The sequence below is a fragment of the Candidatus Pedobacter colombiensis genome (assembly GCA_029202485.1).
GTDB classification, from domain to species: domain Bacteria; phylum Bacteroidota; class Bacteroidia; order Sphingobacteriales; family Sphingobacteriaceae; genus Pedobacter; species Pedobacter colombiensis.
On record CP119313.1, the window covers coordinates 671,720 to 694,557 of the forward strand.

Here is a 22,838-nt window from a genome sequence, read left to right on the forward strand (position 1 = left end):
TAAGTTTGTTTTATGGAAGAACAAAACAACGACAACCAACTAAATATTGAGCTTTCTGAAGAAATCGCAGAAGGGATATTTTCCAATCTGGCTATTATAACGCATTCAAATACAGAGTTTGTATTGGATTTTATCCGGGTTATGCCTGGTGTGCCTAAAGCTAGAGTAAAATCAAGGATTATATTGACGCCTGAGCATGCTAAGCGACTGGTAGCTGCAATGCAGGATAATATTGAAAAGTATGAAGCTGTAAATGGACGCATCAAGACTCAAGAGGAGCCTCCGGGCTTTCCTATGAACTTTGGGGGACCAACGGCGCAGGCTTAGCCTGTTTTTTGACTGATATAATTGATGACGGCATTATCCTGTCCAGGTTCAAACCAGGTAGTGCTGTCATCTCTTCTAAACCAGGTGAGCTGACGTTTCGCGAAGCGTCTTGTATTCTGCTTGATTTGATCGACTGCTTCTTTTAACGTGATTTCTCCATCCAGGTAAGCGAATAATTCTGAGTAACCTACAGTATTTAGCGCATTGTATTTTCTGAAAGGTTGCAGACCTTTTACTTCATCTAATAAACCGGCCTCCATCATTTTATCTACACGTTGATTTATTCGGTTATAGAGTTCTGTACGATCCATATTCATACCTATTTTGATGATATTGAAAGGTCTTGTCTTTTTTCTGTTGGTAAGATGAGCTGATAGTTTTGTACCTGTAGATAGGTAAAATTCCAAGCCTCTTATCATGCGCTGAGGGTTGGCCTGGTCTACTTTGTTATAGTATTCGGGATCATACCCGCTGAGCTGTTTTTTTATAGCTTCCAGACCTTCATTTTCCAATCGTTGATTTAGTTGTTCCCTGATGTTCATATCTGTTTGCGGAAGGTCGTCCAGTCCGTTACATACCGCATCTATATATAGACCTGAACCGCCAACCATGATCAAAAGTTTATGCTTTTCAAACAATTTAGTTATCAATTCCATGGCTTGTACTTCGAAATCACCGGTACTAAATAGGTTCTTTATACTGTGGGAGTTGATAAAGTGATGTGGGGCTGCAGCCAACTCCTCAGTTGAGGGCTTAGCTGTACCAATTTCCATTTCTTTAAAAAATTGTCTGGAATCGGCAGATATAATTTCAGTAGAAAAATGCTTGGCCAAAGCAATGGCCAGTGCAGTTTTTCCTATTCCGGTTGGACCAACAATTACAATTAATGTTTTATTTAATGCCATGCTGGGCATTAGTAGTCCTCTTTGTTATCATATTCTTCGTCTTCATAGCCATCATTGTCTGAAAATTCATCTGCATCGTCAGATTCTTCATCTTCGTCTACATCATCAGACTTTTCTTCTGCATTGATACCTCTGCCACCCATCGCTTCAAGCTCTTCAGTATCTTCAGGTACAAAATCCATTTCATTTAAGAAATCAAAGTCCGAAGATGCAGGTGCAGCTGATATTGCAACAGCTCCAAAGTTATCCTTTTCAATAATTTTAGGTGCTTCTCCTATACTTTTTACTAAGAATGGGTATTCGATATTCGGATCCGGATCAAGAATGATCTTAATGAGTTCTACATGAAAATCAAATGGACGGTCGAAGTTGTAGATATAATAAAATTTCTGGTGCGGGTCTTCAATAAATTTATTTAGTTTAGCAGCTTCCATTAAGGCTACTCCTCTGTCTATTTTGCGTTGGGATGGTAGATAGGCAATTTCATCACCTTTTATCCAGTTATCTGTGCTTACAAAAAATGATGAGGATTTTTCGGCAGAGTATCCGGTTGAGCGATGTACTGCTTTATGTAAATCTTCAAATGTTTGGGTGGATTTGATATCTATTTCCCTTATTACTTCATCGAAATCTTCGAAACTTATTCTAAATCTATAAATTGCCATTTTAGCCTCTTTTCTAGGTATAAAATTAAAAAATAAAATATATTTTATATAATGGTGTTAACGCTTTATTGGCTGAAGCCCGAATTCTTTAGCTTTTTCAAGCATAAATTGTAACGCGTTATCGTATGTGTTTGTTATTTCGCCTTCCAGAATTGCTTCCCGGATGGCGTTTTTAATTAAGCCAACTTCTCTTCCTGCACTTAGACCAAAAATGTCCATGATGTCGTTACCAGAGATAGGGGGTTGCCAGTTTCTGATCTTGTCTCGCTCCTCTACATCTTTGAGCTTTTGTTTTACCAGCTCAAAGTTATTGCGGTATTTTTTTATCTTATAATCATTTTTGGTGGTCACATCAGCATTGCATAGTAACATTAAGCTTTCTATGTCTTCGCCCGCATCAAATAATAGTCTCCTTACCGCCGAGTCTGTTACCACTTCCTGCGCCAATACAATGGGGCGGAGGTGTAGCTGTACCAGCTTTTGTACAAACTTCATCTTTTCATTCAAGGGAAGTTTAAGTTGGGCAAATATTTTAGGTACCATTCGCGCACCTTTATCTTCGTGACCATGAAAGGTCCAGCCATGTCCATCTTCAAAACGTTTGGTGGCGGGTTTGGCTATATCGTGTAAAATTGCTGCCCAACGGAGCCAAAGGTCATGGGTAGTTTCGGAAATGTTATCGAGAACCTGTAGCGTATGGTAAAAATTATCTTTGTGCCCTTTTCCATTAATGATATCAACGCCATAAAGGGTTGCCATTTGTGGAAATATGATGTGCAACAGTCCAGTATCAAACAAGTATTTAAATCCTATTGATGGAATTGGGGACAGTATAATCTTATTCAGCTCGTCTGTTATACGTTCTTTGGAGACAATGCTAATGCGTTCTTTTTGCTTTTTTATAGCATTTATAGCCTGCTCATCGATAGTGAAATTAAGCTGGGAAGCAAAACGAATTGCACGCATCATGCGCAGGGGATCATCTGAAAAGGTAAATTCAGGATCTTGCGGTGTCCTGATCAATTTGTTGTTGAGATCAGTTATCCCATTAAAAGGATCAACTAGTTGACCATAGTTTGTTTTATTTAGAGATATGGCCAGTGCATTAATGGTAAAGTCTCTTCTCAGCTGATCATCCTCAATTGTACCATTCTCGACAATGGGTTTACGCGAATCGGAGCGATAAGATTCTTTTCTGGCGCCTACAAATTCTATTTCAAGATCCTGAAATTTCAGCATTGCAGTGCCAAAATTTTTAAAAACTGCAACTTTACTTTTCAGCTGTTTACCTACAAACTCCGCAAATTCAATTCCATTACCAAGTACAACAATATCAATGTCTTTAGAGGGTCTGTTCAGGAAGATATCCCTTACATAACCACCAATTATATAGGCTTCGATATGGTGTGTGTCGGCTATGCCGGCAAGTGCTTTAAAAACAGGATGTTGTAAATGTTGTTCCATTGATGAGATTGCAAAAGTAGTAAAACTTACCTTCTAATAAAGGAAAATTGACCTCCAGGCGCTAATTTCATTATGGTTGATGGCTTTTTATTGGTTTTGAGTTCTTGCTCCCAATCTACGATATAGTCTACTCTTTCTTTTATTTCATCACTGATATCGTCGAAAAAGAGTGGTGTTGGACTACCAGATATATTTGCTGATGTTGAGGTGATGGGCTTGCGAAATCTTTGAATAAGTTGTTGGCAGAAATCGTGTTTAGCAATCCTTATCCCAATGCTTCCATCAGCATTGATTACATTTTTTGCGAGGTTTTTAGCGCCGGGAAATACGAGGGTAAGCGGGTTTTCTGCATATTCTATCAGGTCATATGCCACATCGGGTATTTCACTTACATAGCTCTGTAGTTTGGCGTCTGTATCTAAAAGAATAATGAAGCTTTTATCGGCTGCACGTCCTTTAATGTCATTGATTTTTGCGACTGCCTGCTCGTTTGTAGCGTCGCAACCAAGTCCCCATACTGTATCCGTGGGATAAAGGATCACTCCTCCGTCTTTTAAAACAGCAAGCGCCTTTTCAATTTCTGTTCTTAACATAGGGTAAAATTACAATTTTATCCTTACTGTTTAGGTATGCAGACTTTCATATATGGTCCAATAGGCTTTTGCGCATTTTTCCCAGCTAAACTGCATAGCATGCTGTGTGATCGCTTCTGCAGGATTGGTCTTTTCATAATGTTCTAAACCTTCTCTAAACACCTTTTGCATATCTGCAGGCTCAAATGTTTCGAAATAGTAAGCCAGATTACCTCCAATTTCCGGAAGAGAGGTTTTAGTAGAAAGAAAAACTGGTTTGCCAAAAAACATAGCTTCAATGGCTGGTATGCCAAAACCTTCGGCAAGGGAGGGGAAAAGAAAAGTTTTGCAATGTTTATAGTAGAGGTATTTATCTTCGCTGGATATCGGTCCGACTATTTTTACCCGGTCTGCCACCCCAAGTAATTTCGCTTGTTCCATAATCCGTGTTTTGTAGGCTTCGTCAGCCTTTCCGGCAATGATGAGCTCATAGTCATTTTCCACTAACAGGGGAAGGAGTACATGGAAGTTTTTCTTAGGGATTACCGTTCCAAGTGCAAATAAGAATGGTTTTGATGAGCTAATGTTGACATTAATGTGTTCCGGGAAGGATTTTACTACGCAGCCATTGTAAATTACAGATACAGGTTTATTCGCAATCTTTAAATGCTTTAAAATATCTTGTTTGGTAAATTCAGATATGGCAACGATATGATCGGCCATATCGACGTTATGTTGGACCTTTTTTAAATATTTCTGTTGTTTTTCAACAGATTTTTTTTCGTATAAAAAGTTCAAGTCATGAATGGTCAGTACTTTTTTAATTTGTTTATTTTTAGGGATATATAGTGTGGACTGATAGGTGGTATGCCATATGTCAATGCCTTTATACCTTGGGAAAATGAATTTATGAAAACTTTTTTGATGCAGCCCATGTATGTTTTGACTAAAGAATTTTTCATCCTCCTTGCGAATGTAAAAAATAAGCTCATCCTCTTTTGGCTTTAGTTGAAGCAAGGATTCTCCTAATTGAAGACAATATTCAAATAAGCCGGTATACGGATATTTCATTCTTTCTGCATCAAAGACGATTTTCATGGCTAATATATTTAGAGTGCAAGGGGGATTAGTAAGGGGGATTGTCTGCCAAGGTTTTAATATACAACTGCATCATCTGATTGCTGATATGTTCATTATTAAATTTCTGAACGTAAGCTAAACCTTTCTCTTTCATTTCTGCTTGAAGATGAGGCTCTGCCAATATCTTATTTATGGCGTTTGCCATAGCATTATGATCGGTAGGATGAACATATATACTATCCGGGCCTCCAGCTTCTTCAAGACAAGAGCCTGTTGCAGCAACGACAGGGACATGCGTATATAATGCTTCAATGATAGGGATACCGAAGCCTTCGTATACAGATGGGTATACGAAAACGGAGGCCATTTGATAAATTACCGGAAGATCGGTAAAGGGAACGTTTTGAAGGAATAGCACACGATCGTTTAATTTGAGCTCCTGAATTTCTTTCTCCACCAGCTTATAATAATCAGTTTTTTTCCCAATTACAACCAATTTATATGATTCATCTACGTTCTTTAATGCTTTTATTAGGCTAATTAGATTTTTTCTGGTCTCTATGGTGCCTACATTTAAAATGTATTGATCAGGTAGGTTGTATTTTGTTTTAACCAGCTTTTTTGTTTCCTCCGTTGCTGGCAATTTGAAACTGTCATCGCAGCTTTGATAAACCACATCAATTTTATCTGGAGTGATCTTAAATAGCTGGATAATGTCTTGTTTGGTTTGCTCGCTTATAGCGATAATCCTGTCAGCATGCTTGCAGGCATATCTGGTTTTAAGATTATAGATAAAACGATCAATGACTCCATAATTTTCCGGGAATTTGATGAAGATCAGATCATGTATAGTGACAATAGAAGGGATACCTGTTTTGTGTATGCCAATCGGGAGCTCATGACTTAGGCCATGATAAAGATCTATCCTGTCTTTTAGTAGTTGGGCTTTAATGCCTAAACTTCTCCAAAAAGGTCTTTTTTTTGTGGGTAATTTGAGATAGATTCCCTTAGTATTGGTAAAAGCATTTATCTGAGGAATGTTTTTTACTTTGGGACTATAAACGAAATATTGGTTTTGAGGGAAATATTTTGCCAGGTGGGCAATTAACGAGCGGCTATAGTTACCTAAACCGGTCAGATTATTTGCTGCTCTTTTTCCATCAAAACCAATATTCATTATATTATACCGCTACATTGTTTTCTCTCAAAGCATCATTAAGAGAAGTTTTTTTGTCGGTTGATTCTTTACGTTTGCCAATGATAAGGGCACAAGGTACTTGATATTCACCAGCAGGGAATTTTTTAGCATAGCTACCAGGGATTACAACTGAGCGGGCAGGAACAATACCTTTATACTCAACAGGAGTAGGGCCTGTAACATCGATGATTTTTGTAGATGCGGTTAATACTACATTTGCACCTAGTACGGCTTCTTTTTCTACACGAACGCCTTCAACAACAATGGCTCTTGATCCAAGGAAACAGTTGTCTTCGATAATTACAGGAGCTGCCTGAATTGGTTCTAAAACGCCACCAATACCAACACCGCCGCTTAAGTGTACGTGTTTTCCAATTTGAGCACATGAGCCTACTGTTGCCCAGGTATCTACCATTGTACCTTCATCAACATAAGCACCAATGTTTACATAAGAAGGCATCATAATTACACCTTTAGCTAAGTAAGCACCATAACGGGCACTAGCACCAGGAACAACTCTTACACCTATTTCTTTGTAATTGGTTTTTAATTTCATTTTATCATGAAAAACAAAAGGACCAACTTCAATTTCCTTCATTTGTCTGATTGGGAAATAAAGTATAACTGCTTTTTTTATCCATTCATTAATGCCCCAGGAGTTAAGTACGGGTTCTGCAACACGTAATTCCCCTTTATCTAACTGCATAACTACAGTTTCAATTGCTTCGCAATGTTCGCTATATTCTAATAAAGTTCTGTCTTCCCAAGCGGCTTCTACCAACTTTTTTAATTCTGCTATCATGATCGTTTGTTATTTTTTGACAAAATAAATCAAATTTATGTATTGACGATGTGTTTTCTTAATGTATTTTTGATTTTTATGGCTGAACAAGAAAAATTACGGATAGATAAATACTTATGGGCAATAAGATTATTTAAGACCAGAAGTCTGGCTACTGAAGCCTGCAAAGCCGGTCGTGTAAAATTTAATGGTCAAAATCTTAAGGCTTCGGCAATTGTAAAACCCGGGGATGTTTACCAGGTATCTAAAGGAATAGAGAAGAAGGTGATCGAGGTAGTGGAGCTTTTGTACAATAGAGTAGAAGCGAAGATCGCCGTTACCAAGTATAAAGATATTACCCCCATTGAAGAAACACATAGTTTTAAATCGATGTTTCATGCACCTGCACTTAAGAGAGACCGTGGTACTGGCAGACCTACTAAAAAAGACAGGCGCGAAACAGACGATTTGATAGGAGGGATGTTTGAAGAGGATTAGTTATAACTATCCATTGCCAGCGCTAATACTCTATTTTAATAGTGCTTTTTTCCCATAATTTGAAAGCCTGAAGCGCTTCATCTCTCATCATTTGTTTGATCGGTAGTTTGCGTTTGTTCATAGGCTTTTCCAATTCATCGTAGATAAATTTATCACTAAAACCGATGTGTTCAGCATCCTGTTTAGTGTTGGCATAATAGATTGCATCGATTCTAGCCCAATAAACTGCGCTTAAACACATAGGGCAGGGCTCGCAACTGGTGTAAATTACGCATCCGCTTAAGTCAAACGTTTTTAATCTTTTGCAGGCTATGCGTATTGCCGATACCTCTGCATGAGCGGTTGGGTCATTTGTTGATGTTACCTTGTTAGCGCTTCTAGCTATCACTTTTCCATCTTTAACAACCAAGGCACCAAATGGACCTCCTGTACTATCCATGACATTCTTTTCTGAGAGTCGGATAGCCATTTTCATAAATTTTTCGTGTTGATTCATCTTTGTCATAATTAAATTGCACAAAAAAAATGCCCCGATTGAGCGGGGCATTTCATTTTTGTAATAAATGATTATTTTTTGTAAGCTTCATTTAAACCAACAATAACTTCGCTGGTTACATCTAAGCTTTCATCAGCAAATAAAATTGTACCGTTTCCTTTTGAGTAACCCAATACCATTTTATAGCCTTTTTTCTTTGCGTACTCTTTTAAATAGTCAGCAACTTTATCGTATAATTTTTCGTTTTCTGCAGCTTGTTCATTTTGAATTGCAGCTCCGGCATTTTGGCTATATGCTTGCAACTCTTGTTGTTTACGTGCTAGTCTTTCTTCTGTTGAAGCTCTTTGATCAGCAGGTAGGGTATTTGCCTGTACCTGTTGCTGATATTGTGCAACTTCACGCTGAAAAGCCTGTTGTTTTGAAGCAAGGTCTGTTTGCGCGGTTTTAGATTTAGCTTCTAATTTTACTTTAAGATCTTTAAAGTAATGATATTTGGTTAGTAGTGAATCAGAGTTTACATAAACAATTTTCTCACTGTTTGGAACTGTAGTTGAGTCAGTTTTTTTAGTAGTAGTGCCTTTATCATCCTTATTTTGGCATGATGCCATTACAGAAACCAGGGCAACTGCAGTAGCAATACCGCCTAATTTTAATGTTGTCTTCATTTATATTAATTGTTCTTTTTTGTCAAAAAATAGTTTTTATATCTGTTTTATAAGCCTGATAGAGCTCAATTGATCCCCATTTGGTTTATCTTTTATGGATAAATTTCAACAAATATAAAATTTCAAAATCAGTATCCTAAGGAAGTGCGTTTTTTAGAATGTTTTTAGGCCATTATTTGGTCAAATAGTTATCCACATTTGCCTTAAATTGACCATAATTGGTTAAATTTGAATCTTATTGTTTTATAAAAAAAAATGAGCGAAGAAAAAGATCCAAAGTCAAATTATTCGGCAGATAATATACAGGTATTAGAAGGATTGGAAGCGGTGCGTAAGCGCCCTTCGATGTATATAGGTGATACCGGAATTAAAGGTTTACATCACCTTGTGTATGAGGTAGTAGACAACTCAATCGATGAGGCATTGGCAGGCCATGCTGATACTATTTATGTAAGTATTTTAAAAGACAACTCGATTAGGGTTGAGGATAATGGACGTGGTATTCCTACAGGAATCAATACCAAGGAGCAAAAATCAGCATTAGAAATTGTAATGACTGTACTGCATGCTGGTGGTAAATTTGATAAGGATACCTACAAAGTATCTGGAGGTTTGCACGGTGTGGGGGTAAGTTGCGTTAACGCGTTGTCTACGCATTTAAAAGCTGAGGTACATCGTGAAGGTAAGATTTGGGTACAGGAGTATAACATTGGTAAACCGCTTTATGATGTTAAGTCTATTGGTGATACAGATAAACGTGGTACAATTGTAACGTTTACTCCCGATCCGACTATCTTTACACAAACTACAGAGTATCGTTATGATACTTTAGCATCAAGGCTAAGGGAGCTTTCTTTCCTTAACAAAGGGATTAAGTTGACTTTAACCGATGAGCGTGAAGTAGGTGAAGATGGTAAATTTCTGTCAGAATTGTTCCACTCAGAAGGTGGTCTGAAGGAATTTGTTCAATTCCTTGATGGAACTCGTCCTTCATTAATTCCTGAACCAATCTATGTTGAAGGTATTAAAAATGGAATTCCTGTAGAGCTTGCTTTACAGTATAATGATAGTTATTCTGAAAATGTTCATTCTTATGTGAACAATATCAATACCCACGAAGGTGGTACCCATATTGCTGGTTTTAGAAGAGGTTTAACCAGAACATTGAAAGCTTATGCTGATAAGTCAGGCTTACTTAAAAATGTAAAGTTTGAGATTACAGGTGATGACTTTAGGGAAGGTTTAACGGCTGTGGTTTCTGTCAAAGTTCAGGAACCTCAGTTTGAAGGTCAGACAAAAACCAAATTGGGTAACTCTGAGGTGATGGGTGCGGTAGATATTGCCGTTGGTGAAGCTTTGGGTATTTATCTTGAAGAATATCCGAAAGAAGCCAAGATGATCGTTAATAAGGTTATTCTTGCCGCAACAGCTCGTGCTGCAGCACGTAAGGCTCGCGAAATGGTTCAACGTAAAAGTGTTATGGGCGGTTCAGGCTTACCTGGTAAACTTGCCGATTGTTCTGATAGTGATCCGGAAAAATGCGAGTTGTACCTGGTGGAGGGAGACTCTGCGGGTGGTACTGCTAAGCAGGGCCGCGACCGTAACTTCCAGGCTATACTTCCATTGAAAGGAAAGATCCTGAATGTGGAGAAGGCAATGGAGCATAAGATCTATGAAAATGATGAGATCAAGAATATGTTTACCGCTCTTGGTGTAAGTATAGGAACTCCTGAAGATGATAAAGCATTGAATTTAACTAAGCTACGTTACCACAAGATTGTGATCATGACGGATGCTGATATCGATGGATCTCACATCACTACACTTATTCTAACTTTCTTCTTTAGATATATGAAAGCACTTATTGAGGCCGGTTATGTTTACATTGCCGCGCCACCTTTATATCAGGTTAAAAAAGGTAAAGAGTTTGAATATTGCTGGAATGATGTACAACGTGATGCTGCTGTACAACGTTTAAAAGGTGCTGGTAAAGAAGAAAGTGTACATATTCAGCGCTATAAAGGTTTGGGTGAGATGAACGCAGAGCAGCTTTGGGATACGACCTTAAATCCTGCTACACGTACTTTGATGCAAGCGAGTATAGAGAATGCAGCTGAGTGTGATCATACGTTTTCTATGTTGATGGGTGATGAGGTTGCTCCACGTAGAGAGTTTATTGAGCGTAATGCTAAGTATGCGAAGATTGACGCATAACAGGTAAAGTGATTTTACTCCAATATAACAAGAAAAGGACCATTGCGGTCCTTTTCTTGTTATATTGGAGTTTTTGTGAGTGATGCTGTTTATTTGTGGATACCTTTTATTTCTTATATAAGAACATTTTCATTTTCTTATAATTGATAACCGCATGGAATTTTAACAACAGGTCACCACCAATAATGGCGCTGATTGGCGGATGCCCCAATCCTTCGTACGCTTGGTTTACGGCTTCTAAATCAAGTGCCACAGTCTCATAATCTTTTAAAACCAAACTCCCTATCTTTAATTTAGGAATATTTGCCTGCAAGGTGCTGGATGTGGTAAAGAGCGTGGTGGCATGTGCTTCTTCAGTGTGTTCCAGTTCTTTAATATGAGTTTGAATAAACGTTTTATCAAAAACAGATCTGGAAGCGCCAGTGTCAACTACTGCGAATAACTTTTGTCCAAAAACAACAATTTCCACCAAAAGGTGGAAACCGTCGTCTTGTAAGTTTATTAAGGTTAGGGGAACAGAAATTGTTCTCATCAAATTATATCATTTTCATATCTGTGAGCACTGTATTCATGCTGCGCACTGCATCAGCACTTTTACTAAAGGCAGATTGTTCTTCATCACTTAGTTTAAAATCAAGAATCTTTTCGACCCCGTTTTTACCAATTATGACAGGCACAACTAATGATATGTCTTCTTGTCCATATTCGCCATCCAGGTAAACACCAGAAGAGATTAGTTTTTTCTCGTCGCGTACAATGCTTTCTACCATGGCAGCTGTTCCGGCTCCGGGAGCGTACCATGCAGACGTACCAATTAATCCAGTCAATGTAGCTCCACCTACCATTGTTGATTTTACAACTTTATCCTGTTGTTCTTTACTTAATAATTGCGTAACCGGAATGCTGTTCCATGTTGCGTGATGAATCAAGGGGATCATTGTTGTATCGCCATGACCACCAATAACTACTGCATTTAGATCAGCAGGAGAGCAGCCTAATTCCTGGCTCAGATAATATTTAAACCGGGATGAATCCAATGCACCACCCATACCAAGGATACGGTTTTTAGGTAGTCCGGATGTTTTTAAGGTAAGATAATTCATGGTATCCATTGGGTTTGATACCACAATAATGATCGTGTTAGGCGAGTATTTTAAAATATTCTCAGTAACTCCTTTTACGATATTCGCATTTGTTCCGATAAGCTCTTCGCGTGTCATTCCCGGTTTACGTGGTAATCCCGAAGTAATGACTACTACTTCAGAGTCCGCAGTACTTGCATAATCGTTGGTAACACCTTTAATTTTAGTGTCGAAGCCAAGTAAAGCGGCCGTTTGCATCATGTCTATCGATTTGCCTTCGGCAAAACCTTCTTTGATGTCTAATAAAATAAGTTCTTCAGCTAATTCTTTTCTGGCAATGTTATCTGCACAGGTGGCACCTACGGCGCCGGCACCTACAACTGTTATCTTCATAAATATTTTTTTTATGTATGTTACCTTCTTTCGAAGTTAGAAAATTACGTGAGTTTAAAAAATGCTTTTGAAAACTTTCTTCTTCGTTAGGGGTTTTATGATAAAGAATTTACATTTGCCTAAGACTAAACAACCGGAGAGCTTATGGATAACCAACCAGTAAAACGAGTAGATATAATGGCTTATGTAGGGAAGTGGTATTCTTTGTATTCCATTCCTACTTTTATGGATAAACACTGGCGAAGAAAGGTGGAGACATATGTGATCCATCCAGATGGTTATTATGCGGTATTTACAACCTACAATGTTGTTGGAGAACAAAAGCGGAAGTATATCAGATCTAAGCTATTTGTCGTAAGAGGAACAGGAAATGCTGTTTTTAAATCACAGTTGGTTTGGCCATTTAAGAATGATTATTGGGTGATTGAACTTGCGGAGGACTATTCCTATGTAGTAATTGGGCATCCCAAACATAAGATCCTTGCTATCCTTTCCCGTAAGCCTGAGTTGCCAAAAGAGTTGTTAAAAGAGATCGTAGACCGCTGCCGCCAAAAAGGGTATGATACCTCAAAACTTGTATTTCAGGAGCATAAGGCTGTGCATCATGAACCTGAAAAGGAACCTGCTTAAAATTACAATTGCTTTAATCAACGGCAGCTAAAAATCCGTATTTTTGTTCCTTCATTTTGATTTCAGGAAACGAGAATAATTACCAGCTATGTATTTAATATTTGATACCGAAACCACCGGTTTACCACGCAATTGGAATGCACCAATTACCGATACAGACAATTGGCCAAGGTGTATTCAGATCGCATGGCAATTACATGATGAGTTAGGTAACCTGATAGAGCATCAAGATTATCTGGTAAAGCCCAATGGATTTAATATCCCGTATGATGCCGAACGGATCCATGGGATATCAACGGAATTGGCCGAGGAGCAAGGTATAGGACTGGCAGAAGTGTTAGAGAAGTTTAATGTTGCATTATCCAAAGCTAAATTTGTTGTCGGACAGAATATTGGCTTTGATGTGAACATTATGGGGTGTGAATTTCACCGGTTGGGTGTAACGAGCCCTATGGCGCAAATGCCGGTGTTGGATACCTGTACCGAAATCACTGCCGAGCTGTTAAAACTTCCGGGCGGACGGGGAGGTAAATTCAAATTGCCTACACTAACAGAACTTCACCAATATCTTTTTGGTGAGCCATTTTCTGAAGCCCACAATGCAACTGCCGATGTGGAGGCCACTACCCGCTGTTTTTTACAGCTGATCAAATTGGAGGTCTTTAGACTTGATCAATTACAGGTTGATCAGGCGTACATACAACGTTTTAAGGAAAATACACCGCAGGTATTTGAGCGTGTAGGCCTAAACCATGTTAACCTTAAATCTGCTTCTGATGAAATCAGAAAACGCTTGCAACAAACTGAAGCACCTAAGGTTTCAAAAAGCACACTCAATGAGAATAAACGCGAATTGGCAGCTGCTAGTTTTGCTCATTTACATAACCATACGCAGTTTTCTGTACTGCAATCTACCATAAATATTCCTTCACTTATTAAAGCGACTGCGGCTTTTAAAATGCCTGCCGTAGCCATGACCGATCATGCAAACATGATGGGCGCCTTTCACTTTGTTGCACAGGTGCTTAATCATAATAAAGGGGTCGAAGCAAGGAATCAAGTTGCTTTGGATGAAGGGAAAACACCGGAAGAGGTCATTATTAAACCTATTGTAGGTTGTGAATTCTTTGTGTGTGAAAATCATGAAGATAAGAGCAGAAAGGACAATGGCTACCAGGTAGTACTATTGGCGAAAAATAAAGCTGGTTATCATAACCTGGCTAAAATGTCGTCCATAGCTTATACAAAAGGATTTTACTATATCCCCAGGATAGATAAGGCGATCATTGAACAGTATAAGGATGATACTATAGTGCTGTCGGGTAACTTGTATGGAGAGATTTCCAGTAAGTTGCTGAACCTGGGGGAAAAGCAAGCTGAAGAAGCTTTACTATGGTGGAAATCTCAGTTTGGTGATGATTTTTACATCGAGCTGATGCGCCATAGCCAGGAAGACGAAGATATTGTAAATACTTCCCTGGTTACTCTTGCTAAAAAACACGATGTAAAGCTGATCGCTACCAATAATACCTATTACATTAATAAAAAAGACGCTAATGCGCACGATATTTTATTGTGTGTTAAAGATGGTGAGAAACAAGCTACGCCGATAGGAAGAGGAAGGGGCTTCAGGTTTGGATTACCGAATCAGGAATATTATTTTAAATCTCCTGACGAAATGAAAAACCTATTCGCTGATTTGCCGGAGGCCATTCTCAATATTCAGGAGATTATTGATAAGATTGAGATTTACAAACTCGCCCGTGAGGTTCTATTGCCAAAATTTGATATTTCCGATGAGTTCCTGGTGGAGGAAGATGAAGTCGATGGTGGTAAAAGAGGAGAAAATAAATATTTGCGTCATTTGACCTATGTAGGCGCAAAAAAGCGATATAGCGAAATTACTCCTGAAATAGAGGAACGACTTGATTTTGAGTTGCAGACGATCGAGAAAACCGGATACCCGGGATATTTCTTGATTGTACAGGATTTTATAGCTGAAGCCAGGAATCTGGATGTTTCTGTAGGCCCTGGCCGGGGATCTGCTGCAGGATCTGCAGTAGCTTATTGTTTAGGTATTACCAATATAGATCCGATTAAGTACGATCTTCTTTTTGAGCGTTTCCTGAACCCGGATCGTGTATCCATGCCCGATATTGATATCGACTTTGATGATGAAGGCCGTGGCAGGGTTATGGATTATGTAATCAAGAAGTATGGCGCTAACCAGGTAGCTCAAATCATCACCTATGGTACGATGGCGGCTAAATCCTCCGTTAAAGATACGGCGAGAGTATTGGATCTTCCATTATTTGAAGCAGAGAAGATCGCCAAGCTGATTCCTAATATGAAGCTGGCCAAGATCTTTACACTTGATGAAAAGAATTTAAAAGAAGCCTTACGTGCAGATGAATACGAAAAGGTGCTGGAGCTTAAAAATCTGGCGGAAGCAAGAGATCTTGGCGCTAAGACGCTTGAGCAAGCACAAATTTTAGAAGGATCCTTAAGGAATACCGGTATCCATGCTTGTGGGGTAATCATTACACCGAGCGATATTACTAATTTCGTTCCGGTGGCTACAGCAAAGGACTCTGATCTGTATGTAACCCAGTTTGATAACTCGGTCGTAGAAAGTGCTGGCTTGTTGAAAATGGACTTTTTGGGGTTAAAAACATTGACCCTCATTAAGGATACGGTTAAGCTGGTTAAATTCAGACATGATATAGATCTTGATCCGGATAATTTTCCGATCGATGATGCCAAGACTTATGAGCTTTTCCAAAGAGGTGAAACCATCGGTATCTTCCAGTACGAGAGTACCGGGATGCAGAAGTACATGAAGGAATTAAAGCCTACTGTATTTGGTGACTTGATCGCCATGAATGCTTTGTACCGTCCTGGACCATTGGAGTATATCCCAAGTTTCGTACGTAGGAAGAACGGTGAGGAAGAGATTAAGTATGATTTGGATGCCTGTGAAGAGTATTTAAAAGAAACTTACGGAATTACAGTATATCAGGAACAGGTGATGTTGCTGTCCCAAAAGCTTGCCGGATTTACAAAAGGTGAGGCCGACGTATTGCGTAAGGCAATGGGTAAAAAGCAAAAGGATGTATTGGATAAGATGAAGCCTAAGTTTGTTAAACAGGCAGCAGAGAAAGGTCATGATGCGGCAACATTAGAGAAGATATGGAAAGATTGGGAAGCGTTTGCATCTTATGCCTTTAACAAATCGCACTCTACATGTTATGCCTGGATTGCTTATCAGACAGCTTATTTAAAAGCGCACTTCCCGGCAGAATATATGGCAGCGGTTCTGTCGAATAACATGAGTGACATTAAGCAGGTAGCCTTTTTTATGGAAGAGTGCAAGCAGATGGGCGTACGTGTACTTGGCCCGGATGTGAATGAATCGGGCACTAAATTCTCTGTAAATACTCATGGCGAGGTACGTTTCGGCTTATCCGGTATTAAAGGAGTAGGAGATAAGGCGGTAGAGAGTATTATCGAAGATCGTAAGGAAAAAGGTCTGTACAAGGATTTGTACGATTTTGCGAGGAGATCAAATACCCGTACCGTAAATAAAAAGGCCTACGAGAGTTTTGTTTATAGTGGAGCTTTTGACGGCTTTGGTAACCATCGTGCACAGTACTTCTTTGTAGGGATTAACGATAAGATGAATGGCATTGAAAAGGTAATTAAATATGCCAATGATTTTCAGAATAATGAATCGTCTTCACAATCTTCTTTGTTTGGCGGTTCTGTTGCTGACCTGATTCTGGAGCCTGCTTTGCCTGTCGCACCTGAATGGAGCTTAATAGACCGGCTTAAATATGAAAAGGATGCCATAGGTATCTTTTTATCCGGTCATCCCTTGGATAACTATAAACTAGAGCTAAAGGAGTTCTGCCAGCATAAAGTAAGGCATTTGGCTTTGGTCAATAAAATAAGAACAGGCGATACCAATGAAGAGGTGCTTGCCGAGTTTGAAACGATAAAAAACAGAGAGCTTGTTGTTGGTGGCTTGGTTGTCGTGTCTGCACAGCGTATGACAAAAACCGGAAAACCTTTTGGGACGATGGTTTTTGAAGATTATGATGATACCAGTGAGCTGGCTTTGTTTGGCGATGATTTTATCAAATTTAAGCAGTTTTTAACAGATGGATATTTTCTCCAGATCCGAGGAAGAGTTGGGGAGAGGTTTAGAAAAGAGGGCGACTGGGAGTTTAAAATTACTTCTATCAATCTGTTATCTGAATTGAGAGATAAGCTGGCCAAGAGTGTTACTATCCAGGTACCAATAGAACGTGTTAATGATGATTTTATGAACCAGGTTCTTGCCATTCTGGAAAATAATAAAATGAGCACGGAGCAGCAAAACTGTCAATTGCTTTTTGATGTATATGATAGAGAACAAAATGTAGTGGTGAAAATGCCTTCAAAATCATTTAGAATTAACCCTACTAATGATTTTCTTGACCAACTGGATGCTTTAAACTTGAGTTCAAAGTTGAACTAATGTCATAATGGCATTAGCTAACTTGATGGCATTACAATTGATTATATATTTGCAGCCTGCAAGTGTTATACGTTGATGAGACAGATAATGCTCGGGCAAACTAAGTAAGATAACTAATATAAAAAAATAGAATTATGGCTTTAGAAATCACAGATGCTAACTTCGAGGAATTAGTATTAAAATCAGATAAACCCGTTTTAGTTGACTTTTGGGCGGAATGGTGTGGTCCATGTCGCATGGTAGGTCCTGTAGTAGATGAAATCTCAAAAGAATACGAAGGAAAAGCGATTGTAGGAAAGGTTAATGTTGATAATAACCCTCAAATTTCTACTCAGTTTGGTATCCGTAACATCCCGGCTTTATTGTACTTCAAAAATGGTGAAGTAGTAGATAAGCAAGTTGGTGCCGTGCCTAAATCAGTACTTGCACAGAAATTAGATAAACAGTTGTAATCAGCTTAAATATCATACCAATAAAAAAAGCGTTCATAACATTATGAACGCTTTTTTTATATTTACGTTATGCAGTCGCCCATTGATGAACAAAATCTACATTTTAATGCTAACCTGGAGTTACTTGCCCGGCAGGTAGTTGAAGGTTTTATTACAGGGTTGCATAAGAGCCCCTTTCATGGCTTTTCAGTTGAATTTGCTGAACACAGGCTTTATAATGTTGGAGATAATGTTAAAAACATAGATTGGAAGCTATATGCTCGCACGGACAAACTTTTTAGCAAGCGTTATGAAGAAGAAACCAATCTGCGCTGCCAGTTTATCATTGATGTCTCCTCATCAATGTACTTTCCCCTTAAGGAATACAATAAACTCAACTTTTCTGTACAATCTGTCGCAGCGTTGATCTACCTGCTAAAAAGGCAGCGTGATGCATTTGGATTGAGCTTGTTTACCGATCACCTGGTTTTAAATACTCAGGCAAAATCTACCACAACTCATCAGAAGTTTTTGTTTGCAAAGCTTGAGGAAATCCTGAAAACGGAGCAAATGAATATAAAAACTAATCTTGAACTAGCTTTACATCAGATTGCAGAATTGATTCATAAGCGTTCTTTAGTGGTTGTTTTTAGTGATATGCTCAATACAGTACAAGATGAGCATCATATTGAAGGTTTGTTTGCTGCCCTTCAGCACTTGAAGTTTAATAAACATGAAGTCATTATTTTTAACGTAACAGATAAAGCCAAAGAAGTCGATTTTAAGTTCGAGAATCGTCCTTATCAGTTTGTGGATATGGAAACAGGAGCGATATTGAAAACACATACCTCAAAAGTTAAGGATGCTTATCTTTCCCGAATGGAGAAATACCGACAGGCTATCCGGCTAAAATGTGCGCAGTACAAAATAGATATGGTAGATGCCGATATTGCACAAGGATTTCACCCTATATTACAGGCGTATCTGATTAAACGACAGAAAATGAGCTAATATTAAGCTGAAAAGCTTAAGCTATAGCGTCAATGTTCTTCAAGATAATCTCACAAGCCCATTCAATTTCTTCTTCGGTAATAATAAGTGGCGGTGCTAAGCGCATCGAATTGCTACAGTGTAAAAACCAATCGCTGATCAGGCCATCTACTATGCAGGCATCTATAATTTTTTTGTTGATCTCAAAATTTTCAAATTCTATGGCCATCATCAAACCTATGCCACGAACATCTTTAATAGCCGGATGTTGAAGTAATTTTTTAAATAATAAGCCTTTTTCTGTTACTCCATCTGTAATGTCTTCACTTACTATAGTCTGCAGTGTTGCCAAGCCGGCAGCACAGCTTACGGGGTGCCCACCAAATGTTGTAATGTGACCCAGGATAGGGTTTGTGGCAAGAGATATCATGATTTCACGTGAGCTGATAAAGGCTCCGATAGGCATACCGCCACCAATGCCTTTAGCTAGTAAAAGTATGTCTGGAACTATTCCGAAATGCTCGAATCCAAATAACCGACCCGTACGTCCAAAACCACATTGTATTTCGTCAAACACCAATAAGGTCCCGGTCTCTGTACATTTTGCTCTAAGCTCTTCAAAATAAGCCTTATCGGCAATTCGTATTCCCGCTTCGCCTTGTATGGTCTCCATAAATACAGCCGCAGTGCTGGTCGTAATCAAGTTCAGATCCGGTAAAAATCCGTAATTTATAAACTTAATATTCGGTAAAAGGGGTCTGTATGCTTGTTTAAATTCCTCGTTACCCATCAGACTCAGTGCACCCTGAGTACTGCCGTGATAAGAGTTGTGGCAGGCAATTATTTCCGAACGGTGTGTGTACCTTTTAGCTAACTTCATGGCACCTTCTACAGCTTCAGCTCCTGAATTTACAAAGTAGGTGCAATTTAAATTGGCAGGCAATACCTCAGCCAGGGCTTTTGCAAAGTTTACCTGTGGACTTTGCACAAACTCCCCATAAACCATAATATGCATATAGCTTGCTGCTTGTTGTTGCACTGCGCTTACAACTGCCGGGTGGCAGTGGCCAACATTGCTTACGCCAATGCCGGCAATTAAATCCATGTATTTCCTGCCGTCTGCATCATAAAGATACATTCCACTGGCTTTAACAAATTCTAATAAAAGCGGTTCTAAAGTCGTTTGAGCATTGTGTTGAAGAAATAACTGACGTTGTGTAAGCATACGCCAAAATTACGAATTAATTTGGCTGCGGTTTGCCGTTATTTCTATATTTTGATAGTAATTCTCTTTTAAAAGATTCCTGCGCCCTGTAAAACTTGCCAACGATTTTGATTGGCAGGTTTTCCCTCAGTTTTGAGTAATACCTTCTGTCGAGGTTTAATTCCCGCTGTCTCATGTTAAAATCATTTGAAATTAAAGTTTGTACCTGGCTGTCAGATAATTCCTCAATTTCAGAGATTTTTCTAAAGCTGATCATTTTTTGAGAACGTTCTTTGCGCAACTCATCCTGTTCCCGCTGCCAATCATTATAAATCGGCCAAAAAATTTTAGCCTCGTCTGCGGAAAGATCTAGCTTTTGGGTTAAGTATGCAATTTTATACGATTCAATTTCATTTTTGCGATCTCCAAATCCTTGGGCCGAAACCATGATAGGGAGGATGAATAGAAAAGTAATGAGTAATTGTTTCATTTGATATTGTTTTTATAGACTCGAAGCAATTTCATTTTGTGAATAATTGTTAAGAATATAGTTCTCCAAAGCTACATCTGTAGGCATTGGTTTTGTCTGTTGTAAGCCATTGTCTTTTATATGATCAATAATTACATCCTCATCGATGTCATATAAAATTTGTTCAGTGGCAAGGTCATTATAGGTTAATTTTTGAGCTGGTATATGCTGTTGGTAGAAATAAAAGCCCACAGTACTCAATATCACGAAACAAGCTGCCGAAGCATATTTTAATAGCTTGGAATGCCATAAACGAACAACCCTTGCCGATTGCGCCGATTTGACTTCATTAATCGTTTTGCTAAGAATATTTGATTGTAGTTGCTCAAAGTAGTTAGTCGGAACTGTATAATCGTTACTTTCAGGCATTACTGCTTTGATCTTTTCCTTAACCAACTCACTATTTAGCTGTGTACTAAGCTCATTAAAATAGTTGGCAGGTATAGTAAAGCCTGACTTATCAACTTCAGCTCTCATTTTTTCGAGATATATGGCACTCGATATATGAAAGGTTAAGTCCTCAAAATATTCTTCAGGAACAGAAAAAGGATGGTATACAGATAAGCCAGCTAATGTCGGGGCCTCCTTTTTCCAATCGTTATTTTCTACTTTATTATCCATTTCAAATATATTGATACATTATATCCCAAAAGGTTTAAAATGTAATGTCTTCATTTAGCATAAAAGTTTCAACTTTTTTTACAGCGATGTGGAATGAGGCTTTTAACGCCCCCACGCTGGTGCCGGTAATATCAGATATTTCCTCATATTTTAAATCGTCGAAGTACTTCATGTTGAAAATCAGACGCTGCTTTTCAGGAAGGGTAAGCAATGCCTGTTGAAGCTTTAGCTGGACTTTATCTCCATTAAAATGAGAAGAAGCAATTAAAGTTTCAGTCAGCTCTGCAGATACTTCTTCTAAGGGAGTATTGTTCCGTTGTTTCTTTTTGTTTAAAAAAGTAATGGATTCATTGGTCGCAATGCGGTAAATCCAGGTATACAGCTGTGAGTCGCTGCGGAATTTGTCAAGGTTCTTCCAAACCTTTATAAAGGTATCCTGTACCAAATCATCGGCATCATCATGATCAATTACCAGTCGTCTGATATGCCAATATATTTTTTGCTGATATTTATTTAGAAGCAGGTTAAAGGCTTCATCGCGAGTTTTTTTATTTAAGAATTTCTCTAAAATCTCTGAATCTTCAACCTGCTTCATTAATCGTCCTTTTATATATTATTTATTGGCTCTTTTCATCACCTTTTGAGCAGCCTCAACAATATTTACACTGTCTAACCCGTATTTGGTCATCAATTGATCAGGAGTACCACTTTCGCCAAAACTGTCATTTACTGCAACAAACTCCTGTGGTGTTGGCAATTCTGTTGAAAGTAATCTTGCCACACTTTCACCTAGTCCACCAAATTTGTTGTGTTCTTCGCAAGTAACCACACAGCCTGTTTTCTTTACAGATTTCAATATGGCTTCGTCATCCAAAGGTTTAATGGTGTGAATATTGATGATTTCGGCATCGATACCTAGCTCAGCTAATTTTTCGCCAGCCTCAATTGCTTTCCAAACCATGTGGCCTGTTGCAATAATAGTTACATCTTTACCTTCGTTTACCATCCAGGCTTTTCCGATTTCGAATTTCTGATCAGGATCAGTAAATACAGGAATTACCGGACGGCCAAAACGCAAGTAAACAGGTCCATGATGCTCGGCAATAGCTATTGTAGCAGCTTTGGTTTGGTTGTAATCACAGGTATTGATTACAGTCATACCTGGAAGCATTTTCATTAAGCCTATATCTTCAAGTATCTGGTGAGTTGCACCATCTTCACCTAAGGTTAGACCAGCGTGTGAAGCGCAGATTTTAACATTTTTATCCGAGTAGGCAACCGACTGACGGATCTGGTCGTAAACCCTACCTGTAGAGAAGTTAGCAAAAGTTCCTGTGAAAGGTACTTTTCCGCCAATAGTTAAACCGGCAGCAATACCAATCATATTGGCTTCAGCAATTCCGATTTGGAAAAAACGTTCCGGAAATTCCTTTATAAAGGCATCCATTTTTAAAGAGCCTACTAAGTCAGCACAAAGTGCTACTACTTCAGGATTTTTTTTTCCTGCTTCAAGCAATCCAGCTCCAAAGCCAGAGCGTGTATCTTTTTTTTCAGTGTATGTATACTTCTTCATT

General features: G+C 38.7%; 23 protein-coding genes. 7 read left to right on the forward strand and 16 right to left on the reverse strand.

Annotated features, from left to right (window positions below):
- Positions 1-12 precede the first annotated feature (12 nt).
- On the forward strand, positions 13-327 hold the full coding sequence (locus tag P0Y49_02855) for a DUF3467 domain-containing protein (protein ID WEK20088.1): 315 nt from the start codon (positions 13-15) through the stop codon (positions 325-327).
- On the opposite strand, the gene miaA is transcribed toward P0Y49_02855, so the two are convergent.
- The 7 genes from miaA to P0Y49_02890 are packed head-to-tail and all read right to left on the reverse strand — an operon-like array spanning position 324 to position 7,013.
- Positions 324-1,241, reverse strand: coding sequence for a tRNA (adenosine(37)-N6)-dimethylallyltransferase MiaA (miaA, locus tag P0Y49_02860; protein ID WEK20089.1), 918 nt, complete (start codon positions 1,239-1,241; stop codon positions 324-326). The genes P0Y49_02855 and miaA overlap by 4 nt on opposite strands.
- Complete coding sequence (locus P0Y49_02865; GenBank protein WEK20090.1) at positions 1,241-1,897, reverse strand: hypothetical protein; 657 nt, start codon at positions 1,895-1,897, stop codon at positions 1,241-1,243. Before P0Y49_02865 ends, miaA begins: the two co-directional genes overlap by 1 nt.
- A 57-nt stretch (positions 1,898-1,954) precedes the next feature.
- Positions 1,955-3,361: an HD domain-containing protein gene (locus P0Y49_02870; GenBank protein ID WEK20091.1), complete on the reverse strand. Its 1,407-nt coding sequence runs from the start codon at positions 3,359-3,361 to the stop codon at positions 1,955-1,957.
- Between the two features lie 26 nt (positions 3,362-3,387).
- Positions 3,388-3,954 carry an L-threonylcarbamoyladenylate synthase gene (locus P0Y49_02875; protein WEK20092.1) on the reverse strand — a complete coding sequence of 189 codons (567 nt, stop codon included), beginning with the start codon at positions 3,952-3,954 and terminating at the stop codon, positions 3,388-3,390.
- Positions 3,955-3,984: 30 nt separating this feature from the next.
- Positions 3,985-5,031 carry a glycosyltransferase family 1 protein gene (locus P0Y49_02880; protein ID WEK20093.1) on the reverse strand — a complete coding sequence of 349 codons (1,047 nt, stop codon included), beginning with the start codon at positions 5,029-5,031 and terminating at the stop codon, positions 3,985-3,987.
- Between the two features lie 28 nt (positions 5,032-5,059).
- Positions 5,060-6,190, reverse strand: a complete 1,131-nt coding sequence (locus P0Y49_02885; protein ID WEK20094.1) for a glycosyltransferase family 1 protein — start codon at positions 6,188-6,190, stop codon at positions 5,060-5,062.
- 4 nt (positions 6,191-6,194) lie between these two features.
- Positions 6,195-7,013 (reverse strand): 2,3,4,5-tetrahydropyridine-2,6-dicarboxylate N-succinyltransferase, encoded by an 819-nt coding sequence (locus tag P0Y49_02890; GenBank protein WEK20095.1) that lies wholly within the window; start codon positions 7,011-7,013, stop codon positions 6,195-6,197.
- A 78-nt stretch (positions 7,014-7,091) separates the two neighbouring features.
- On the opposite strand from P0Y49_02890, the gene P0Y49_02895 reads away from it, so the two are divergent.
- Positions 7,092-7,490, forward strand: coding sequence for a S4 domain-containing protein (locus P0Y49_02895; GenBank protein WEK20096.1), 399 nt, complete (start codon positions 7,092-7,094; stop codon positions 7,488-7,490).
- Positions 7,491-7,512: 22 nt separating this feature from the next.
- On the opposite strand, the gene P0Y49_02900 is transcribed toward P0Y49_02895, so the two are convergent.
- Both P0Y49_02900 and P0Y49_02905 read right to left on the reverse strand, forming a co-directional pair.
- Positions 7,513-7,995 carry a nucleoside deaminase gene (locus P0Y49_02900; GenBank protein WEK20097.1) on the reverse strand — a complete coding sequence of 161 codons (483 nt, stop codon included), beginning with the start codon at positions 7,993-7,995 and terminating at the stop codon, positions 7,513-7,515.
- Positions 7,996-8,057: 62 nt separating this feature from the next.
- Positions 8,058-8,651, reverse strand: coding sequence for an OmpH family outer membrane protein (locus P0Y49_02905; protein WEK20098.1), 594 nt, complete (start codon positions 8,649-8,651; stop codon positions 8,058-8,060).
- 255 nt (positions 8,652-8,906) lie between these two features.
- Between P0Y49_02905 and gyrB the strand changes: the two genes are divergently transcribed.
- Entirely contained in the window at positions 8,907-10,865 is a 1,959-nt protein-coding gene (gene gyrB, locus P0Y49_02910; GenBank protein ID WEK20099.1) for a DNA topoisomerase (ATP-hydrolyzing) subunit B, read from the forward strand.
- Positions 10,866-10,971: 106 nt separating this feature from the next.
- Here gyrB and P0Y49_02915 read toward each other — a convergent pair whose 3' ends face one another.
- Both P0Y49_02915 and mdh read right to left on the reverse strand, forming a co-directional pair.
- Positions 10,972-11,397 carry an aspartyl protease family protein gene (locus P0Y49_02915; GenBank protein WEK20100.1) on the reverse strand — a complete coding sequence of 142 codons (426 nt, stop codon included), beginning with the start codon at positions 11,395-11,397 and terminating at the stop codon, positions 10,972-10,974.
- Between the two features lie 4 nt (positions 11,398-11,401).
- Positions 11,402-12,340: a malate dehydrogenase gene (gene mdh / locus P0Y49_02920; GenBank protein ID WEK20101.1), complete on the reverse strand. Its 939-nt coding sequence runs from the start codon at positions 12,338-12,340 to the stop codon at positions 11,402-11,404.
- Positions 12,341-12,484: 144 nt separating this feature from the next.
- On the opposite strand from mdh, the gene P0Y49_02925 reads away from it, so the two are divergent.
- The 4 genes from P0Y49_02925 (at position 12,485) to P0Y49_02940 (ending at position 18,931) form a co-directional block, all read left to right on the forward strand.
- Complete coding sequence (locus P0Y49_02925) at positions 12,485-12,970, forward strand: lipocalin family protein (GenBank protein WEK20102.1); 486 nt, start codon at positions 12,485-12,487, stop codon at positions 12,968-12,970.
- A gap of 88 nt (positions 12,971-13,058) precedes the next feature.
- Positions 13,059-17,489, forward strand: coding sequence for a DNA polymerase III subunit alpha (gene dnaE / locus P0Y49_02930; GenBank protein ID WEK20103.1), 4,431 nt, complete (start codon positions 13,059-13,061; stop codon positions 17,487-17,489).
- A gap of 134 nt (positions 17,490-17,623) precedes the next feature.
- A complete protein-coding gene (gene trxA, locus P0Y49_02935) occupies positions 17,624-17,941 on the forward strand; it encodes a thioredoxin (GenBank protein WEK20104.1) in 318 nt (105 codons plus the stop codon).
- Between the two features lie 69 nt (positions 17,942-18,010).
- Positions 18,011-18,931, forward strand: coding sequence for a DUF58 domain-containing protein (locus P0Y49_02940; protein WEK20105.1), 921 nt, complete (start codon positions 18,011-18,013; stop codon positions 18,929-18,931).
- Positions 18,932-18,947: 16 nt separating this feature from the next.
- Here the strand turns inward: P0Y49_02940 and P0Y49_02945 are convergent, their stop codons facing one another.
- From P0Y49_02945 to P0Y49_02965, 5 genes are read right to left on the reverse strand one after another with little or no spacing between them, the layout of a single operon-like run.
- On the reverse strand, positions 18,948-20,135 hold the full coding sequence (locus P0Y49_02945) for an aspartate aminotransferase family protein (GenBank protein ID WEK20106.1): 1,188 nt from the start codon (positions 20,133-20,135) through the stop codon (positions 18,948-18,950).
- Positions 20,136-20,151: 16 nt separating this feature from the next.
- Positions 20,152-20,604: a hypothetical protein gene (locus P0Y49_02950; protein WEK20107.1), complete on the reverse strand. Its 453-nt coding sequence runs from the start codon at positions 20,602-20,604 to the stop codon at positions 20,152-20,154.
- 12 nt (positions 20,605-20,616) lie between these two features.
- Entirely contained in the window at positions 20,617-21,264 is a 648-nt protein-coding gene (locus tag P0Y49_02955) for a hypothetical protein (protein WEK20108.1), read from the reverse strand.
- Positions 21,265-21,298: 34 nt separating this feature from the next.
- Positions 21,299-21,859 carry a sigma-70 family RNA polymerase sigma factor gene (locus tag P0Y49_02960; GenBank protein ID WEK20109.1) on the reverse strand — a complete coding sequence of 187 codons (561 nt, stop codon included), beginning with the start codon at positions 21,857-21,859 and terminating at the stop codon, positions 21,299-21,301.
- Positions 21,860-21,877: 18 nt separating this feature from the next.
- The gene (locus P0Y49_02965) at positions 21,878-22,837 is read right to left on the reverse strand and encodes a transketolase family protein (GenBank protein ID WEK20110.1); all 960 of its coding nucleotides are present in this window, start codon (positions 22,835-22,837) and stop codon (positions 21,878-21,880) included.
- Position 22,838: the final 1 nt, after the last annotated feature.